This window comes from Cellulomonas endometrii, assembly GCF_949769265.1.
Lineage (GTDB): Bacteria > Actinomycetota > Actinomycetes > Actinomycetales > Cellulomonadaceae > Cellulomonas > Cellulomonas endometrii.
On the sequence record NZ_CATKPC010000012.1, the window covers coordinates 35,805 to 51,681 of the forward strand.

16 protein-coding genes and 1 pseudogene are annotated in these 15,877 nt (G+C 68.1%); 6 read left to right on the forward strand and 11 right to left on the reverse strand.

Translation table 11 applies throughout. The features are described 5' to 3' along the window. Positions 1–89: 89 nt before the first annotated feature. The 5 genes and pseudogenes from QNH85_RS13395 to QNH85_RS13410 form a co-directional block, all read right to left on the reverse strand. Positions 90–836: a hypothetical protein gene (locus QNH85_RS13395; RefSeq protein WP_282947170.1), complete on the reverse strand. Its 747-nt coding sequence runs from the start codon at positions 834–836 to the stop codon at positions 90–92. Positions 837–859: 23 nt separating this feature from the next. Next, positions 860–1,936 (reverse strand): helicase C-terminal domain-containing protein, encoded by a 1,077-nt coding sequence (locus QNH85_RS13400; RefSeq protein ID WP_282947171.1) that lies wholly within the window; start codon positions 1,934–1,936, stop codon positions 860–862. A 136-nt stretch (positions 1,937–2,072) separates the two neighbouring features. Then, a pseudogene (locus QNH85_RS20050) lies at positions 2,073–2,411 on the reverse strand (DEAD/DEAH box helicase); the annotation flags it as partial. Positions 2,412–2,466: 55 nt separating this feature from the next. Continuing rightward, the gene (locus tag QNH85_RS13405; RefSeq protein ID WP_282947172.1) at positions 2,467–3,963 is read right to left on the reverse strand and encodes a hypothetical protein; all 1,497 of its coding nucleotides are present in this window, start codon (positions 3,961–3,963) and stop codon (positions 2,467–2,469) included. Positions 3,964–3,975: 12 nt separating this feature from the next. After that, positions 3,976–4,698: a DUF5343 domain-containing protein gene (locus QNH85_RS13410; RefSeq protein WP_282947173.1), complete on the reverse strand. Its 723-nt coding sequence runs from the start codon at positions 4,696–4,698 to the stop codon at positions 3,976–3,978. A gap of 135 nt (positions 4,699–4,833) precedes the next feature. Between QNH85_RS13410 and QNH85_RS13415 the strand changes: the two genes are divergently transcribed. After that, positions 4,834–5,070, forward strand: coding sequence for a hypothetical protein (locus tag QNH85_RS13415; protein ID WP_282947175.1), 237 nt, complete (start codon positions 4,834–4,836; stop codon positions 5,068–5,070). Continuing rightward, positions 5,067–5,273 carry a hypothetical protein gene (locus QNH85_RS13420; RefSeq protein WP_282947177.1) on the forward strand — a complete coding sequence of 69 codons (207 nt, stop codon included), beginning with the start codon at positions 5,067–5,069 and terminating at the stop codon, positions 5,271–5,273. The genes QNH85_RS13415 and QNH85_RS13420 overlap by 4 nt, the downstream gene beginning before the upstream one ends. Before the next feature lie 103 nt (positions 5,274–5,376). Here QNH85_RS13420 and QNH85_RS13425 read toward each other — a convergent pair whose 3' ends face one another. Both QNH85_RS13425 and QNH85_RS13430 read right to left on the reverse strand, forming a co-directional pair. Next, a complete protein-coding gene (locus tag QNH85_RS13425) occupies positions 5,377–5,568 on the reverse strand; it encodes a hypothetical protein (RefSeq protein WP_282947179.1) in 192 nt (63 codons plus the stop codon). Next, positions 5,561–6,913 carry a hypothetical protein gene (locus QNH85_RS13430; protein WP_282947181.1) on the reverse strand — a complete coding sequence of 451 codons (1,353 nt, stop codon included), beginning with the start codon at positions 6,911–6,913 and terminating at the stop codon, positions 5,561–5,563. Before QNH85_RS13430 ends, QNH85_RS13425 begins: the two co-directional genes overlap by 8 nt. Positions 6,914–7,000: 87 nt before the next feature. On the opposite strand from QNH85_RS13430, the gene QNH85_RS13435 reads away from it, so the two are divergent. Then, on the forward strand, positions 7,001–7,165 hold the full coding sequence (locus tag QNH85_RS13435) for a hypothetical protein (RefSeq protein ID WP_282947182.1): 165 nt from the start codon (positions 7,001–7,003) through the stop codon (positions 7,163–7,165). A gap of 155 nt (positions 7,166–7,320) precedes the next feature. Here the strand turns inward: QNH85_RS13435 and QNH85_RS13440 are convergent, their stop codons facing one another. Both QNH85_RS13440 and QNH85_RS13445 read right to left on the reverse strand, forming a co-directional pair. Beyond that, positions 7,321–8,409: a CHAT domain-containing protein gene (locus QNH85_RS13440; protein WP_282947183.1), complete on the reverse strand. Its 1,089-nt coding sequence runs from the start codon at positions 8,407–8,409 to the stop codon at positions 7,321–7,323. A 49-nt stretch (positions 8,410–8,458) separates the two neighbouring features. Then, on the reverse strand, positions 8,459–8,911 hold the full coding sequence (locus QNH85_RS13445; RefSeq protein WP_282947185.1) for a hypothetical protein: 453 nt from the start codon (positions 8,909–8,911) through the stop codon (positions 8,459–8,461). A gap of 230 nt (positions 8,912–9,141) precedes the next feature. On the opposite strand from QNH85_RS13445, the gene QNH85_RS13450 reads away from it, so the two are divergent. The 3 genes from QNH85_RS13450 (at position 9,142) to QNH85_RS13460 (ending at position 13,920) form a co-directional block, all read left to right on the forward strand. Beyond that, complete coding sequence (locus QNH85_RS13450) at positions 9,142–12,630, forward strand: RHS repeat domain-containing protein (RefSeq protein WP_282947187.1); 3,489 nt, start codon at positions 9,142–9,144, stop codon at positions 12,628–12,630. Continuing rightward, a complete protein-coding gene (locus tag QNH85_RS13455; RefSeq protein ID WP_282947189.1) occupies positions 12,627–12,800 on the forward strand; it encodes a hypothetical protein in 174 nt (57 codons plus the stop codon). Before QNH85_RS13450 ends, QNH85_RS13455 begins: the two co-directional genes overlap by 4 nt. A gap of 649 nt (positions 12,801–13,449) precedes the next feature. Continuing rightward, on the forward strand, positions 13,450–13,920 hold the full coding sequence (locus tag QNH85_RS13460) for a hypothetical protein (RefSeq protein WP_282947191.1): 471 nt from the start codon (positions 13,450–13,452) through the stop codon (positions 13,918–13,920). 469 nt (positions 13,921–14,389) lie between these two features. Here QNH85_RS13460 and QNH85_RS13465 read toward each other — a convergent pair whose 3' ends face one another. Beyond that, positions 14,390–15,364: an IS3 family transposase gene (locus QNH85_RS13465; protein WP_282947193.1), complete on the reverse strand. Its 975-nt coding sequence runs from the start codon at positions 15,362–15,364 to the stop codon at positions 14,390–14,392. After that, positions 15,258–15,545 carry a transposase gene (locus QNH85_RS13470; RefSeq protein WP_282947194.1) on the reverse strand — a complete coding sequence of 96 codons (288 nt, stop codon included), beginning with the start codon at positions 15,543–15,545 and terminating at the stop codon, positions 15,258–15,260. Before QNH85_RS13470 ends, QNH85_RS13465 begins: the two co-directional genes overlap by 107 nt. Positions 15,546–15,877: the final 332 nt, after the last annotated feature.

Sequence of the window (15,877 nt, forward strand, 5' to 3'; positions counted from 1 at the left end):
ATCGATCATCCCGCTGCCGTGCGCTGGTGCGCAGCAGGCACGAACCAAGCCCGGGTGCCCCAACAATCCGGCCCGCATGTGGCCTGGCGTTACTGGCCGCTGCGAGCCTTGGTCGTGTATCGCTCAACGAAGTGCTGCGCCGTGAGCCCGTGGTAGGCGAGCAGTCGGCTCACCCGGGCGGGGTCGCGGTACGCATCACCCTCTGACAAGGACGTCGCGACCTGGTCAAGAGCGTTGCCGAGCTGGAACAGCCGCTCCGTGGTGACGACGCGACAGCCTTGCGGTACGGCCTCCTTGGCGTCGAACGTTGCCCACGGGTGCACCAGCACCGGAGTTCCCGCGGCGTTCGGGTACTGGCCACGGAACCAGTCCATCGAATTGGACAGCTGCTTCGCATCGTCCTTGAACACCGGGTGCTCGTCGGCGCCGCTCTTGGCCTCGATGACAAGGAAGGTGCCGTCGTTCAGCGCCCACAGGTTGTCCGGGCCGTGGCCGATCTCATCCTCGGGGCGCTGTCCAGCGAAACCCAGGTGCCTGGACAGGTCATCCATTGCCGTCTCGAACGCCTTGGTGCGCGGACCCCACGTGAGGTCCGTGAGGAGGGCATTGAAGCCCAGACGCAGAAGCGCACCCGTGGGGTACTGCTGCTGCAGCCACCCCGAGGCGGCCGCGCCCTGCTCCTGCACGGGTGTGGCCAGACGGGCGTAGTCGACACCGGTCGCCGGACGCAGCAGCGATCGATTGCTCTCATTTGCAGCGCGCTGAGTTTCCTGGGCCTTAGCCGGCTCAAGTCGGTGCTGGTACGAAGCCATCTCCTGCAACAGCTGCCCGCGCACCACGCGATCGCTGCCAGCTGCGTTCAACGCCTCCTGTACCGCTGAGATCGCTCGGTCCAGCGATCCCGCGCTGCCAGCTCGAAGGCCCGGCGACGGGCGACAGTGACCGGGTCGACTACCGAGTGCTCGTACCTCAGCGAGGACAGACGGGTCCGGCTGGTCTGGATCCATCCCTTGTCGCGGCCCAGAACCTGCTCGATCACCTCGACGAGCTGGTCGAGCCCGCCGCCGTGGATCTTCGCGGCGATCTTGCGAGACAAAGCCATCTGCGCGCGAGTCGCCGGCGACATCGACTCTTCCGCGCCAGGGCGCAACAGCCGCTCGGTCATCCGCGAGCCCATGAGCAGCACCACGCAGTAGTCATCGTTCGACCGGACCGCGCGACCCATGCCCTGCTCGACTCGCTGCAACTGACGTCGCAGCAGAGCGTCCGAGCCCGCGAGCTGGGCCTCGTCGAGGCGGTCGATGCCGCCGAGTGCCTCGGGCAGGCCGTCGATCACCAAGATGTGGCACGCATCGCCGGGCAGGTCCACCCTGTCGTAGCGGTTGACAAAGATGACAAGACCAACGTGCTTCCCGCTCCGAAGCTCTTCGACGCCCTCCTTGATGTTGGTCCGATCGAAAACCTTCGCGCCGTGCTCAACCCACACGTCAGCGCGGACCTTGGAGGGCACGATCACCACGACGTTGCGGTCCTGCGCGAACTTCGCGACGAGCTCGCGGACGTCACCTTCGGTCGCCTCGGGCACGATCTCCTGCGGGATGACGATGAGCCGGTCCCCGATGTCGCCCGCGTTCGCGGGGGCGACCGGGTCGGCGATCGTATTGGGGTCCGCGGCGAAGTCCTTCACCAGCACTCCGTCGTCGGCCAAGGTCGCCGTGAGGTAGACACGGCGCTTGGCGCTGGCGAACCCGGTGAGGACCTCCACGGGTAGGTACTCCGGGGCGATCTCCAGAGCGTCCGACGTGAACACGGCACGACATAGGGGCAGCACGTCCGCGATCAACGGCCAGCCGAACGCGTGCGGGTCCTGATTCGTCAGAGGGTGGATCAGTTTGATCACCTCGGCGCGGTGATCCTGCCACGACCAGTACGGCACGGGCACCAGTGCGGACCGGCGCTTGCCCCGCAGGTCGAGCAGGCCGTTCGAGCTCTGCTGCTCGAGGACGTCGTGGAACAGATCGAGCAGTGCAGAGTAGATGGGGGTCGTCGGCGGGGATGCTGAGCTTGAAGTCGTCCTCGGCCTTCGCAAGGCAGGCGTGGGCGTCGTCGATCACCACGGTGCCCACCCCGTACCGAGCGGGCTTGCCAGCTGAGCCGTCGACCCCAAACACGGATCGTCCGTTCACCAGACGCTGGAACGTGTCGACCAGGACGGCTTCCTGTGACAGGTACCCGTAGTCCTGCGGGTCGGCGGTGACCGAGATTCCGAGCTTGGCAGCCTCGTCGCGCACCTGCTCGGCCAGATACCGGTCGGGCACGAGATACGCGACCGGTCCACTGCCGTCCTCGAGCGAGGACCGCGCGATGAGCAGCCCGACCACGGTCTTCCCGCCGACGGTACCGGCCCGCACGGATCAGCGGAGCCGTGACCCGCGTGCGCTGCAGGAACGCCCAGGCCGGAAGAGGTCAGTGCGACCCACCCATGTTCGTCAGAGTCGGTTTCGTCAACACAGGACGCGTCGAGTCGGTCCGGCCCAGCAGCCCGTGGATCCGCACCGCGAGCACCCGGACATCGTTCTCGGGGCTCGATGCGTCCAGGACGGCTTCGCCGATCACGCAGGGCTCACCGACGTTGCGCCGGGTACGGTCGACAGCCTCCACTACCCACACGTGCCGGGGCATGCGCTGGCGGCGGTACTCGGTGACGTGGTGAGGGTCGATCCCGAGCCCGGGAAGGTTCGCCTTGAAGTTCTCGCTCAGGATCGGATAGGTCCGCAGCGCCAGACGCTTGTCAGCAATGAGCTCGTCGAGGCTCTCGACGTGGGTGCCGCGCGCGGCGAGCTTCCGGGCGGTCTCCGCGCTGTTCGATCGCAGGACGTCACCGGCGGTGCGTTCCGCACCTTCCGGTTCAAGCCACAGGTCCGCGGGCAGCGGGATCTGCAGGCTCTTCCACGGACCGTAGTGGTGCGGTTCCGGCTCCTCGATCTGGTCGTCGAGCGGGTCGTGGACAGTCAGGTAGGGGCCGCGCTGATCGTCGTGTCGGCGGAACAGGATCCTCCACGGCTCGTCGGGATCGCGCGACCAACCAACGATCGTGAAGGCGTGGTCGTGGGTGCCGACGATCACCGGGTAGCCGCCGTTGACGTACCAGCAGATCACCGGGAACAGCCGGGTGTCCCACGTTCCGGGCGCTGCTTCGAGGTCGTCTGTGGGTGGGTGTGGCTGGGGGTGCTGCCAGGGCAGCCTGCTTGACGGAAGCGACCCGAGGAGGTGGAACTCCGCGGGCAGACCTACCTGGGTCATGAGGGCCCCGATCTGCGGGGAGGTCAGACCCTTAGTGGGGACTGCACGCCCGGCGCTGAGGCTGGAGTTCGCGAGCAGCGCGAAGTCCGCGCGCGGGCGTCGCTCGACGTCACCGCGAAGCACCGCGGTGTAGTGGCAGACCCACGCGGCGGTGTGCGCACAGGCCCCCAGCCGGGAGTCCTGCTGGCTGAACGGCACCCCGCGGACGGTCAGTGGCTGCCCGAACAGGTGGATGGTCTCCTCGACGGCGCATTGCGCACCGGGGGCGTCCGCCGGAGGCGGGAGCATCGCGCGCGACACCAGGCCGGTGGACACCGGCCGAACCGTGACGTACCCGATGTACCTGTGGTCCTCGGGCAGGTCCGTCTGGTCCTCGCCGATGTGCCCGGCGAAGAAGTGCAGCCGGTGGGCGTAGGCGGGGACGTCGGCGAACTCCCGCCCGTACAGGGCGTGGTGCTCGCTGCGGTAGTCGAGGTCGGCGAACCGGGTCTCGATGACGATGTGCCGCGCCCCGTGGGACCGCGCGATCTGGATGCACCGGTCGAACGGCACGTCGTTCTTCGAACCGCGGTACCGGCTGACTGCCTCGGTCCAGTCGTCCTCGTTCTGCGGCGTCAGCGTGACGCCGGGAGCGGGTTCGGTCCAGTTCGACAGGTCCATCCGTGCTGCCCCCTAGGCCGGGTCACCGTCAGCGGTCCGGTGGCTCTCGCGGTATTCGGTGAGCCGGTCGACGAGTTCGAACACGAACTGCCGGTCCTCGCGGCTCAGCGACAGGAACGCGGTCGAGCAGGACACCGTGACGCTGCCGCCTGACGCGAGGGTGATCGTCTGAGACTCACCCGCGCTCTGGGGAGCGGCCGGGGCGCCAGCCGGCTCGATGACTGTCTTGGCTCTGCGGGCGCGGACTCGCGCGCCGGTGGGCCTGCCCTGCGCCGGGGTCTTGAAGTACGGGCTAAGCTGGACGCCGGCGTACTTCGCCATGTTGAGGAAGAACGAGATCGCCTTGCGCAACGTGCTGCCCTGGTAGTCCGTCAGCGCTCGGAAGCTCTCCTGCAGCTGGTCGGCGGTCGCGTGGTCGGCTGCCAGGGCGAGCTGGGGCCCGTACGTCTCGCGCAGCATGTCGGCGTAGATGGCGGGTCGCTCGTCCTCGGGGGTGCTCACGAGCGAGACGAACAGGGGCGTGACGTCCTTGTCCTCCGTGATCAGGTTGAACACCGTGAGCGTCCCGATCAGCAGGGTCTGGGTGCCGCCGGCCATCCCGACCATGAGGCTGCGGTCGATGCGTGGCGGGAGCGGGCGGCCGGTGCTCAGGCCGTCGATGAAGTTCTTGAACGTCGCGAACGACAGGTATGGAACCGCGGTTCGTTCTGCTGTCGTGTCGTCTGCCAGTGTCACGATCGCCTCCGAAGTCGGGCCGGTGTTGCCAGTGTACTTGCCTGGCAACTTGCCACGCCAAGGTGGCACAGATTCGGGCAGAGAAGTCCGGCTGCGAACCTTGGTTCACAGCCGGAACGGGCCGAAACTAGGAACATGACCGACATCCACAGGGGCAGCAGAGTCCTCGCCCGCACCGCGCAAGACGCGTGGGTACCGCTGCGAGCGACCACCGGAGTGACCGATGGGGTCGACTTCCCGATCGTGTGGCTCCTGGAGGAAGAACGCTGGATCGACGTCAGCACCGACGACGGGGGCGCCCCGGCGGACGCGCTTCCCTGGCCGGCGACGGACGTCCGACTCGCGACCGAAGAGGAGGGAGCATCAGCATGAACTCGCAGTCGTGGGAGCGGATGGCTCGCTCGGTGGCGCCGGAACCTCCCGAAGACCCGCGCGATGACGAGTTCACGTTTATCACGAAGCCGCTCGCCCTGCTGACCCCAGCCGAGCTCGCGGCCTTGAATGCCGACCTTGCCGAGATCGCCCGACGGCGACGCGAAGCCGAGACCGAAGCCAGGCTGCAGCACCTGCTGTAACCAACCACCCAGTACGACCGAGGGCCCCTGATCAGGGGCCCTCGGTCGTACTGGGAGAGGTCTGCAGGCTCGTTGCCGAACCTGTGACGTGCGGTGCTGTGAGTCAGCGACCGTTCTTCGTGAGGCGCTGGGCAAGCGCCAGAGCAGTCTTCGCGGACTGCTCGTACGCCTCGGCACCCTTCGGAGGGAGCAGATCGGTGTGCCCGTCGATCGAGGGGATCTCGAAGTACGGAACCGAGTCCTTCTTGAGGGTCGCCCGAAGCTTGACCAGGTCTGGCTCGTCGTGCTTACTCATCGGGTCCTCCTTGCGGTTGTTGGAACGATACCGTCGTGGTCTGACGCCAGCGACGGCGACGCGATCGTTCACCCTGAAGCGTCAGCCAGGCGCACGCACCGGTCGCCGCCAGGGACAGCGTCCAGTAGATCGGGAACCATAGGTCGCGCAGCTCCCACGTCAACGACGTCGCAGCGAGGACCAGTGCGCCAGCGCTTAGAGCGATCGCCGCGCGGGGGGCGACGAGCATCTGGGTCTTGAGCGGGTGTTCGCGTGCGCCGAGTGTGAAGACCGCAAGCGCCGCCGGGATGGCCAGCAGCAAGGCGGCGGAGTCCTTCGACTCCCGCATGGTCTGCATCGCACCGGGGAACACGAACGAGGCCAGGAAGAACAAGAACGCAGCGACCGACAGGACGCTGGCCTGCCGTGCAAGTCCGCGGTCGTTCATCGACACGACGAGCTCGGCGCCGAAGGGCGTGCCGGCGTACAGCGACGCGGGAGTCGAGCAGCGTACGTGCGCGACGGAACCCCCGCCGAAGTCCTCCGTCATGGAGTCCTGCGGCAGCAGGAGCGTGAGGGACTCCGCGCGCAGCCCCGGGGGCATGTGCACCTGCAGGTGATAGGACTCGGCGTCCCTTGGGGTCGTCTTGAACTTCACGACGGCGGCCTTGGTCCCGAACCCGGCCTGGAATAGGTGCCGCCGGCCGGTGGCCATGCCTCGCTGGATCCAGCTTCGGGAGAACTTCACGATCTGACGCTGCCCGCACGTCTCCTGGTCGACGAGCACGTACAGGTAGAAGTTCAGGTTCAGGTCGAGCAGGAAGCGCTGGGTCACACCCGAGAGCCTGTTCACGTGCTCCGGGGCGATCGCCTGCACGCCGTCGAGAGTCCCTTCGTCCAGGAACGTCAGCAGTTCCTCGCTGTCGGGGTGGTTCGGTCCGAGGATCTCGCGCAGGGCGACCTCGAGCTCGGGAGTGAACGGGATCTGGTCGAGTTGGACGATCAGGAACCGCAGGAGGTCCAGGGACAGGTCCACACCCTCGTCGAGGCGCAGGACGCTCAGCGGCTGTCCGGAGGCGTCGCGGATGTCGAACCCGCGCATCGCTCCCTTGGCGAGTAGTGCCATCGGGACCGCCACGAGAGGGCTGTCCTGCCAGCGCAGCCGGGGGTCGTCCGGGACGGTGCAGTCCAATGTCGTGGACCAGCGCCCTTGGTCGCCGTCTTCCAGGCGGATGGAGTCGATACGGCGATGCCGCCACGTGCGGTCCGCGGCGAGCTGGAACAGCGCAACACCGCGGTCGAGAGACTGCTCGGCCGGGGCGCGGGTGACCTGTTCGCGCAGTCGCCGACCCAACCATGACCGCATCCTCGCGTCCCCCCTGTTCGCGCGTTCCCCGGGGTCATCGGCAAGAACCGGGTGAACTTGAACTCGAACACCCGGAGGCTACCTGCGATGAGCCGCTACCTGTTCGTCATTCCGGACGGCGCGCTCGTCGAGGACTTCACCGTGCTCGTGCCGTCGCGGCCTGGTGGAGCAGGTTGCAGCCGCCAGGGAGAAGTGAGAGCCATGTTCACCGTGGACGTCAACATGAAGGCGAAGGCGAGCAAGTGGGGCTAGTGGAAGGTTGGGCGAGGCCGCGACACGCACACTAGGTGCTGCCTCCGCCGAGGAGACCGCTCGGTCGTCGGTCACGCGCTGGAGACGAAGTTCCCCGCACCTCTACACCGGCTGCCTCGATGAGGGTGTCCTGGGCCGGGTCCGAGCGGATGACGTCACTGCGGGGGTGTCACCAGGACCAGGGAGGCGAGGTCGACCCCGTCCCGGGCGCGCGCTTCAGGCAGGTCCGAGCCGTCGAGTGAAGCCGACTCCATCGCAACCCTTCCCTGAGCGAGCGCCGCCGCAACGGACTGCGCCGAGGCGATCGCGGAGTAGAAGCGGGCGGCGAACACGACCGCGCTGGCATCGTTGATCTCTTCCGACATCGCGACCACCGTCGGCACGGTCTGTAGAAGGTCGTCAGCCCCGGCGAGGCTCTCACAGGCGTTCAGCACGAGGAGCGTCGGCGGTGTGTCCGTCGCGCTCAGCAGCCTGGCGAGCAGACCGAACTCCAGGTCTTGCCCTGATGTAGATCCCTCGTCGTTCTCCATCAACACGCCGAAGGTGCTGGCGTGGCCGGAGAAGTGCACGACGTGCGGGCGGTGCTCGTTCAGCCCTTCAAGGAGATCCATGGTTGTGGCGGCCGGGAGGTGCTCGATCGTCACGAGGTCTCGGTACTTGGACTTCTTCAGCTGGTCCTTGACTTGCCGCACCTCGTAGTCGACCCGCAACCACGTGCCTGTGGTCGCAACGGTCCCGTCGGGATGGGTCGTGGTCGTCTCGACTGCTTCGGGGTTCGCGGTGAGGTAGAGAACCCGGAGCGGCTCGGGCTTGGGCGCTTGGACAGCGACGTACCGGACAACGGCTGTGGGCTGTGAGAGCCGCGCGATCTCCCGGGCGTGGTTCTTCTCCATGGTCCGCCGACGAGTGGCGTCCTGGTCGCGGGAACGCTGCTCGGACTTCAGCGCTGAGGCCAGTTGCCCCTCCTTGGTTGCGCTTACTTTGCGGTTGTCCGCGAGACGTCGATCGAAGTCGGCGGCCTTCTTTAGTGCCTCGGCGGCGCGCTTCTCCTCACGCTCGGCAGCGGTCGTCGCCGAGCGCGCGGTGGCGGTCGACTTGGTTCGCAGTGCGTCGGCACGCTTCTTCGATGCGGTGGCGCTCGCCTTCTGTGCATCTGACCTGGCCTTGGCGAGGTCGCGGGACAGATCTGCGGCCTTCGTTTGCAGGCGCGCGATCTCGTTACGGAGGGAATCGCTGCGGCTCACGGTCGGGCTCCTGGTCTCATGGGCCGTGTGGGTGGTCGTTGGGTGTTCGTCAGTGCTCGGCGAGGTCGGCGGCGTCGACGGTTGCGGGGAGTCCGTCGGGCGCTTCAGGGAGGCTGCTGAACGACGAGCTGCCGGGTGGCTGCTCGAAGGCGCCGGGTCCGACGACGACGTAGCGGTTGTCGTCATCGGGGTGGAGGTAGAGCACGTACCGGAACCCGGGAACGAGGTCCAGGGGCGTCTCGGCTTCGAGGCGCACCCAGAGCGGGTCCTGCGTGGGTGTTGTTCCGGCGAGAGTCTCGGTCACGGAGAACTGGACGAGTGACTGGTCCGCTTCGGTGTCTAGGCGTTGGGCGACGCCGGCGACGACGAGGGCAGCGTCCTCGCGCAGCGCGCTGAGCGTGTCGTACTCGTCCCAGGACGCCGGCGGTGGGTCGTCAGCAGGCGCGCACGCCGACATGACGACGAGCGCTCCGAGCATGGGTCCCAGCACGTTCCGCGCCATGGCTCGCCCCCTGCGAGTTCGCGGACACCGTTGCCCGTTGCGACAGCACGCTAGACCGAGATGGGCATGTTTGTCCGCTTTGCGCCCGTTCGGGTGAATCCGGGTGAAACGCCAGATCCGGGGGCCACGCGCCGTGTAGGCATCACTCGGGCGACTCGTCGCTAGGGGGCGCGAGCGCCGCGAGCCAAAGGGGGCCCGCGATGCGGGGTCGATGGCAAGCAGTTGTGGGGTTGAGCATCGGAGCTCTGGTCGTGTCGGCGTTGCCGGCGGCTGCTGCGAGCCCGAGCGTTCCATCCGGTCTGGCGTTCGAGTTCCCGGTCACGCACACCCCGGTCCTGGCGGCCACGGTGGCCGACCCGGACGGTGGGAACGTGGCCGGGCAGTTCTTCGCCAAGCGCGCGGGTGCGAGCACCTGGGACCTGGTGAACGGCACGAAGGTGACGGTGGCCTCAGGAGCGACCGCCCGGCTGCCCCTGCCGGCGCTGCCGGCAGGGCAGCGGGTGCAGTGGCAGGTCGCTGCGTGTGACGCCTCGACCTGCTCCGCGCCGTCGGCGGTGCAGACCGGGCGCGTGCAGCCCGAGCTCGGCGCTGGGGCACGCAAGAACGCGACGACGCTGCCGTTCCAGCTCGGCGACCGCGTCGCGGCGTCGGTCGACGTCGGTACCGGCAACCTCATGGTCACCGCCGCCGGGCTCACCGCGCCCGGCGTCAACGGGGACTTCCCGGTGGACCTGGCGTACAACTCGGTCACGATCGGCTCGGGGGGCCTCGCCGACCAGGACGCCGCACCGTACGGGCGCGGGTGGATGCCGTCCTCGGGGATGGTCCTGACGACCGAGCCGGACGGTTCGGTCGTGCTGTGGGCCGGGTCGGGCCAGGCAGCGACGTTCAAGAAGACCGGTGCGACGTTCACCCCGCCGGCGGGGATCACCGCCGACCTCGTCGCCGTCACCGGAGGCGGGTGGACGCTGACCGACCACGCCAGCCAGCAGAAGTGGACGTTCAACGCCGGCGGCTACCCGCTCTCGGTCGCCGACCGCAACGGCAACGCTCACCAGTTCTCCTACGGGGCGATCCAGGGCCTGCCGACGACCGTGAGCGCGACCCGAGGTGGGGGCGACCAAGACGTCGACGCCACCTACTCCACCAGCCAGCTCCTGGAGATCGCCCAGGGCCCGGCTTCGGACCGTCGCACGATGGAGTTCCACTACGACGGGAACCTGGACCTGGTCGCGATCACCGACGCAGCGGGCCGGGACACCGAGTTCGAGTACACCGACCACCTGCTCACCGCGGTCTACGCGCCCGGTGACGTGAGGACGCACTTCTCCTACGACTCCAACGGCCGTGTGATCGCGGTCCGGCAGGTCGAACCCGACGCCGGTGACGCCTGGACCCGCCTGGCGTACACCTCCGAGACCCAGACGCTGGTCTCCGACGCCGAGCAGGAGCAGGCCGGTTCCCCGAGCTCGGGCCCGCACACCACGTACACCCTGACGTCGGACAAGCTCGGCCGTGTCGCGAGCGCGACCGACGCAGAGGGGCGTCAGCGGTCGAGCACGTTTACCCCGAACATCGACCCGGCCACGCAGGTGCAGGGCTCGGGCACAGGTGCGCAGACCACCAGTTACGCGTACACCGCGAACGCAGGTGAGTCACTGACGAGCCGCGCCACGCAGAGCGGCGCGGCTACGACCTGGGCGTACGGCAACACCGCTGCGGCGACCAAGTACCTGCCGACGTCCTCGACCGACGACAACGGCAAGACCACGCTGTACACCTACAACGGCGCCGGGAACCAGCTCACGACCTCGGACGCGCTGGCCGCGCAGGCGGTGCTGACCTACAACACCGACGGAACCGTCGCCACGGCCACAGCCCCCGGGAACACCGGCAACCCCACGACCTACGGGTACGATGCCGGCAAGCAGCTGACCTCAATCACCCCGCCGAACGGAACCAGCCTGGGCGTCCGCAACATGACGTACGACCAGTACGGGCGCCTGGCGTCCGGAACCAACGGTGCCGGCGTCACGACGACATACGGCTACGACGACCTCGACCGGCTCACCCGGGTGGACTACTCCGGCACCAGTGCCAGCCCCGACGTCGCGTTCGACTACGACGGCGCCGGTCGCTTGGCTGAGCGCACGGACGCCTCGGGGACCACGACCTACGCCTACGACCGGATGAACCGCCTCCTAGAACGGGCGCACGATCGCGACGACGACCCCGTGTCCTACACGTACGACAAGTCCTCGCGGCTCGCCACCACCACCGACGGGCGCGGCACCACGACGTACGAGTACGACGCCGCCGGGGCACAAACCGCCCAGGTGACAGCGATCGGCGGACAGGAGTCGTGGACGCGGTTCGCCGTGGACGACAAGGGCCGCCGCACCGACACCTGGCTGGCCACCAACGCCGACAACACCCAGTTCGCGGCGCACTCGCACACCGACTACGACCCCTCGGGCCGGATCTCCGCGATCTGGGCGGACCGAGCCGGGACCGGTGGCTCCATCACCGAGGTCGTGGACACCACGTACTGCTACAGCACCAACGCCGCCCAGCCGGGCTGCACCGGAGGCACGGCCGCGGGTGACCGCTCGATGCTGCAGTGGAAGCGGAACAACCTCACCGGTCAGGTCACCACGTACGCCTACGACGACGCCAACCGCCTGATCGGCGCCGACGTCACGGCCGGCAACGGCGGCCAGCCGGCCCAGAGCTACGACTACACCTACGACGCCCGCGGCAACCGGCTCACCGCCGTCGGCCCGGACGGCACCCGCTCCCGCACGTACAACGCGGGCAACCAGACCACCACTGCCGGGTTCGCGTACGACGGTGCGGGCAACCTCACCGCCGATCCCGAGGTCGGCACGATGGGCTACACCGCCGGCGACCAGCTCGACTCGGTCGCTCGGACCGGGCAAACCTACGAGTACCTGTACGCCGGAATCGGGAACACCGAGCTCGTCGCGCAGACCACCCCGGACGGGGAGTACGAGTACACGCTCGGCCGCACCGACCAGCTCGGGCAGCCGCTCATCGAGCAGGTCCGCCACGGGGGCGAGACCGCGTACATCGAGCACGACGCCCTCGGCACACCGCTGTCCCTGTGGACCGAGGCCGCCGAGACCGGGCTGTACGTCTACGACAACCTCGGCTCACCGCTCGCGCTGATCGCCGACGACAACTCCACCGAGACCGTCGTGGAGTTCGACCCCTACGGCGTCCCCGAAGTCCTCGAGGACGGCGCCGGCGTCGGCGTCGCGTTCACGCCGTTCCTGTACACCGGGGGGCTGAACGATCGGACCACCACCTGGACTCTTAACGGCGCCCGCTACTACGACGCGTACGAAGGCCGCTGGACCCAGATGGACACCCTCGACGCGCCGCTCGACCCGGCGAACGGCAACCGGTACGCCTATGCTGCCAACAACCCGGTGAACTTCACCGATCCCACAGGACTGGCGAGCGGTGTCGCATGTGCTTTTGGAATCGCCGGCGTCGTCTTCACAGCGGCGAGTTCCGGCCCCGCCTGGGCGGTTGTTGGGGGCTATGCCGTGTCGGCCTACGGCGTCGCCACCGGCTGCATCTCGAACTCATCCGACGGTTCACCGTATCCTGGCTGGGCTGGCCGAGCGTCTCAACAGCGTGACGCACAGGGTTGCTTCGTGAACTCCTCCAACGGATCTAGGTGGTGCCCGTGATCACCGCACGCCAACGCGCCGTCCGGCTGGTCGCCGCCGTCATTTTCGGCGTTCTCGCGATCGTGTTCATAACCCGCGGAACCACTTTCTCGACGGTGATGGGAGTCATTGCGGCGGCACTGACGGTGTACTGGATCTACGCTGCGATCGCACTCAAAGGTCCCCGCTAGAACGGCCTGCCTCCCCCCGGAGGGCCTCGCGCACGGTTCCTCGTAGCATCGGCGAGACTGCGGTCCGTTCGTGATTGCGGAGTTGGCGCTCCGGATTTGTCGAAGTGACGGAATCGGCAGGTTCGTAAGCCGAGTCGCGGCCGAGTCCTGTGCGCATCAGAGGAATGAACAGGGGCGATGACGGACAGCTCTTGTGCTCGGGCTCAAGTTAGGGCCGATCCCTTACGCAGTGCCCCGGCCGATTTTGTCGGCCGGGGCACTGCGCTGGACGGCTGGCCCACGAGACGAAACCTCCCACCGCGCCGGCTGCGGGGACTCCGGCGAAGGACGTTGAGCCCAAGTAGACAACATTTCGCGAAGTGACGGCCTGTACAGGCGCCGGTTCGGCGCCCGTACACAGCACCACCCTCCACCTGTGCGCGCGTTTGACCAGGGGCTCCGTCCTTGCAGGTCAGCACTATTGACGAATGAGCCTGACTCAAACTCAGGTGCCGGTCGTGCGAGTACGAGAACGCCCGCCAACGCCGGGCTGAACTGCTCAGCCACGGCAGACGTGTCGGACCCGGCCTCTACGTTGACGGCCACAGCGCACGGAACGCGCTCCCTCGCCCTGATGGGGCGACGGGTCGGAACCCACGGAGGGGCCGCGATGAGCGGACGAGCAGCACGGGCATCACGACGAGCGAACGGCACCAGCCAGCACCGTCCCGCCGGTTCACGCCGGGGTGCGCCGCATGGGAAGTCCCGCAGCCGGCGAATTCTCGAAGGCATCGGCAGCGTCGCCGTTGTCACCGTGGTCGTCGTCAGCTCAGGAGCCAAGTTCTTCGCTTTCCTCGCCGCGGAGCACGGCGTCGGGCCCGGAGTCCCGATCCTCACCGAGGTCGGGTGGGGGTGGCTCGGGGCGACGTCGTACGACGCTTTCGGCCGGCCGGAGTTCAGCAACAAGATGATGGACGGCGAGGTCCTCAACCCGCTGCTGACCCAGGTCGACGAGGACCTTGCTGCTTTGGTCGCCGAGCTCATGGACGACGAGCTGATGCCGGCATGGCTCGTCGGGTGCGACTGTGGGCTGTGCGAGCGTTGCCTGCGTGGTCAGGCGCGACCCGACGTCGAGAACTAGTCCTGCCCTGAACCCGCGAGCTGGTGCTGAACGCTGACGGGGGTGCCTCGACGGGGGGCCGGCGAACCCCTGCTCCCTTACATCTCCACCGGCCACAGTGCGCTCTCACGAGACGATCCTCGACATCGTTCCTGAAGGCTCTGTGTTTGTCGCACCGGCAGACGCCTACTCGAACTGGAAGCACCCGGGCCCCGTCACGAGCCGTGCGGCTTCTGTGCGTGGCGAGCTGGTGATCGTCACGTCGGACATCCGATCCCGCTGGTTCGAGTCGGTCAGGTGCATGTGGTGATGCCCCGGTCCTGACGGGCTCGCGAACTCCGTGTCTTGTGAAGCCCACGCCGGACGCGAGCGTTCCCGCGTACCGGTTCGCGAACCCGATGTGCCACGAGCGGAAGCATGGGTATCGGCGATGACAGGTCATCCGAGCATGGAGCCTGACCCGGTTTCCCGGACAGTTGCGGTGTGGTGATCATGCCGCCGCGGCAGCGGTGGTGTGCAGGTTCTCGACCTCGTTCGGGGACTGGTAGCCGAGGCCGGGGTGGCGCCGGACGGGGTTGTAGAAGCCCTCGATCCACTCGAAGATCGCCGAGGCGATTTCCTCGCGTGATGACCAGGTGCGGCGGTCGAGCGGCTCGCGCTGCATGCTCGACCAGAAGCTCTCCATCATGGTGTTGTCCACCGAGGACGCGACCCTGCCCATCGAGCCGAGGAGGCCGGCCGCACGCAGCCGGTGCCCGAAGATCCACGAGGTGTGAGCTCCACGGTCCGCGTGGACAATCGCACCGGGTGCGGGGTGGCGCCGCCAGATCGCCATCTGCAGCGCGTCGACGACCAGCTCAGAGCGCATGTGGTCGGCGATCGACCAGCCGACGATCTTGCGCGTGAACACGTCCAGCACGGCGGCGCAGTAGACCTTTCCGGTGCTCGTGGGGTGCTCGGTGATGTCGGTGCACCACAACCGGTCCGGGCCATCGGCGGTGAACCGCCGCTGCATGAGGTCCTCGTGCGGCGCCGGCAGCGGCCGTGCACCGCGGCGCTTGCGCCGGTGACAGACCCCGACCAGGCCGGCTGCGCGCATCAACCGTGCGACCCGTTTGCGGCCGCAGGTGACCCCGAGCCCGAACCGCAGTCGGCGTGGACCCGTGGGGCGCCGTAGGTCGCCCGCGAACCGTGGTGGATCTCCACGATCGTCGCGCTCAGCGCCTGGTCGGCCACGGCTCGGGCGCTGGGCGCCCTGCTGGCGGCCTCGTAGAGCCCGGAGCGGGAGATCCCGAGCACCCGGCAGGTCAGCGCGACGGGTACTCCGTCGACAGCCAGTACCTGGACCAACCGGGCGCTCATTTTGGGAGGACGTTCTCCCGGGCGAAGTACGCCGAGGCCCGCTTGAGGATCTCGACCTCCATCTCCAGCACCCGAGTCCGGCGGCGCAGCTCGACCAGCTCACGCCGCTCGTCGGAGCTCATACCTTCACGACGACCGGCGTCGACGTCGTCCTGAGCCATCCACCGGCGCAGGCACGACTCGCTGATCCCCAGATCGGGCGCCACCTTCGCGACCGGCTGCTGACCCGAGCGGGCCAGATCCACTGCTCGACGCCGGAACTCCGGCGGCTTTGCTGCAGGCATCCCAGACTCCTCTCCGAGACGATCATCGCCTCAGACCAGGTGTCCGGAGAAGCGGGTCAGGCTCCCTCGTCGATCGGCGAGTAGAAGATCCGGTTGCCGTCCTGCCGCACGCGTACGATCTGCCCCCCTCCCCCCGGCCACGCCTGCGGGCGCTGTCGCCACAGGTCGCGGGGCTCTCGGGCCCCATGGGGCGTTCCGTCGCACCGGGTGCTCCCCGGGGACGTCCGGGCTTACCCCCCGAACGACTCCGGCCCGCGCAGCCCCTCGATCGGGCTGCGCGGGCCGATGGCATGCGTCGTTAGTCCTGCTGTTGCGTTAGTTCGGCCACCCCA

Coding starts and splice junctions, on each gene's coding strand:
- QNH85_RS13470 (WP_282947194.1), bottom strand. CDS start 15,545: ATGCCTGCAGCAAAGCCGCCGGAGTTCCGGCGTCGAGCAGTGGATCTG.
- QNH85_RS13425 (WP_282947179.1), bottom strand. CDS start 5,568: ATGAGTAAGCACGACGAGCCAGACCTGGTCAAGCTTCGGGCGACCCTC.
- QNH85_RS13435 (WP_282947182.1), top strand. CDS start 7,001: ATGAGCCGCTACCTGTTCGTCATTCCGGACGGCGCGCTCGTCGAGGAC.
- QNH85_RS13430 (WP_282947181.1), bottom strand. CDS start 6,913: ATGCGGTCATGGTTGGGTCGGCGACTGCGCGAACAGGTCACCCGCGCC.
- QNH85_RS13420 (WP_282947177.1), top strand. CDS start 5,067: ATGAACTCGCAGTCGTGGGAGCGGATGGCTCGCTCGGTGGCGCCGGAA.
- QNH85_RS13415 (WP_282947175.1), top strand. CDS start 4,834: ATGACCGACATCCACAGGGGCAGCAGAGTCCTCGCCCGCACCGCGCAA.
- QNH85_RS13405 (WP_282947172.1), bottom strand. CDS start 3,963: ATGGACCTGTCGAACTGGACCGAACCCGCTCCCGGCGTCACGCTGACG.
- QNH85_RS13460 (WP_282947191.1), top strand. CDS start 13,450: ATGAGCGGACGAGCAGCACGGGCATCACGACGAGCGAACGGCACCAGC.
- QNH85_RS13445 (WP_282947185.1), bottom strand. CDS start 8,911: ATGGCGCGGAACGTGCTGGGACCCATGCTCGGAGCGCTCGTCGTCATG.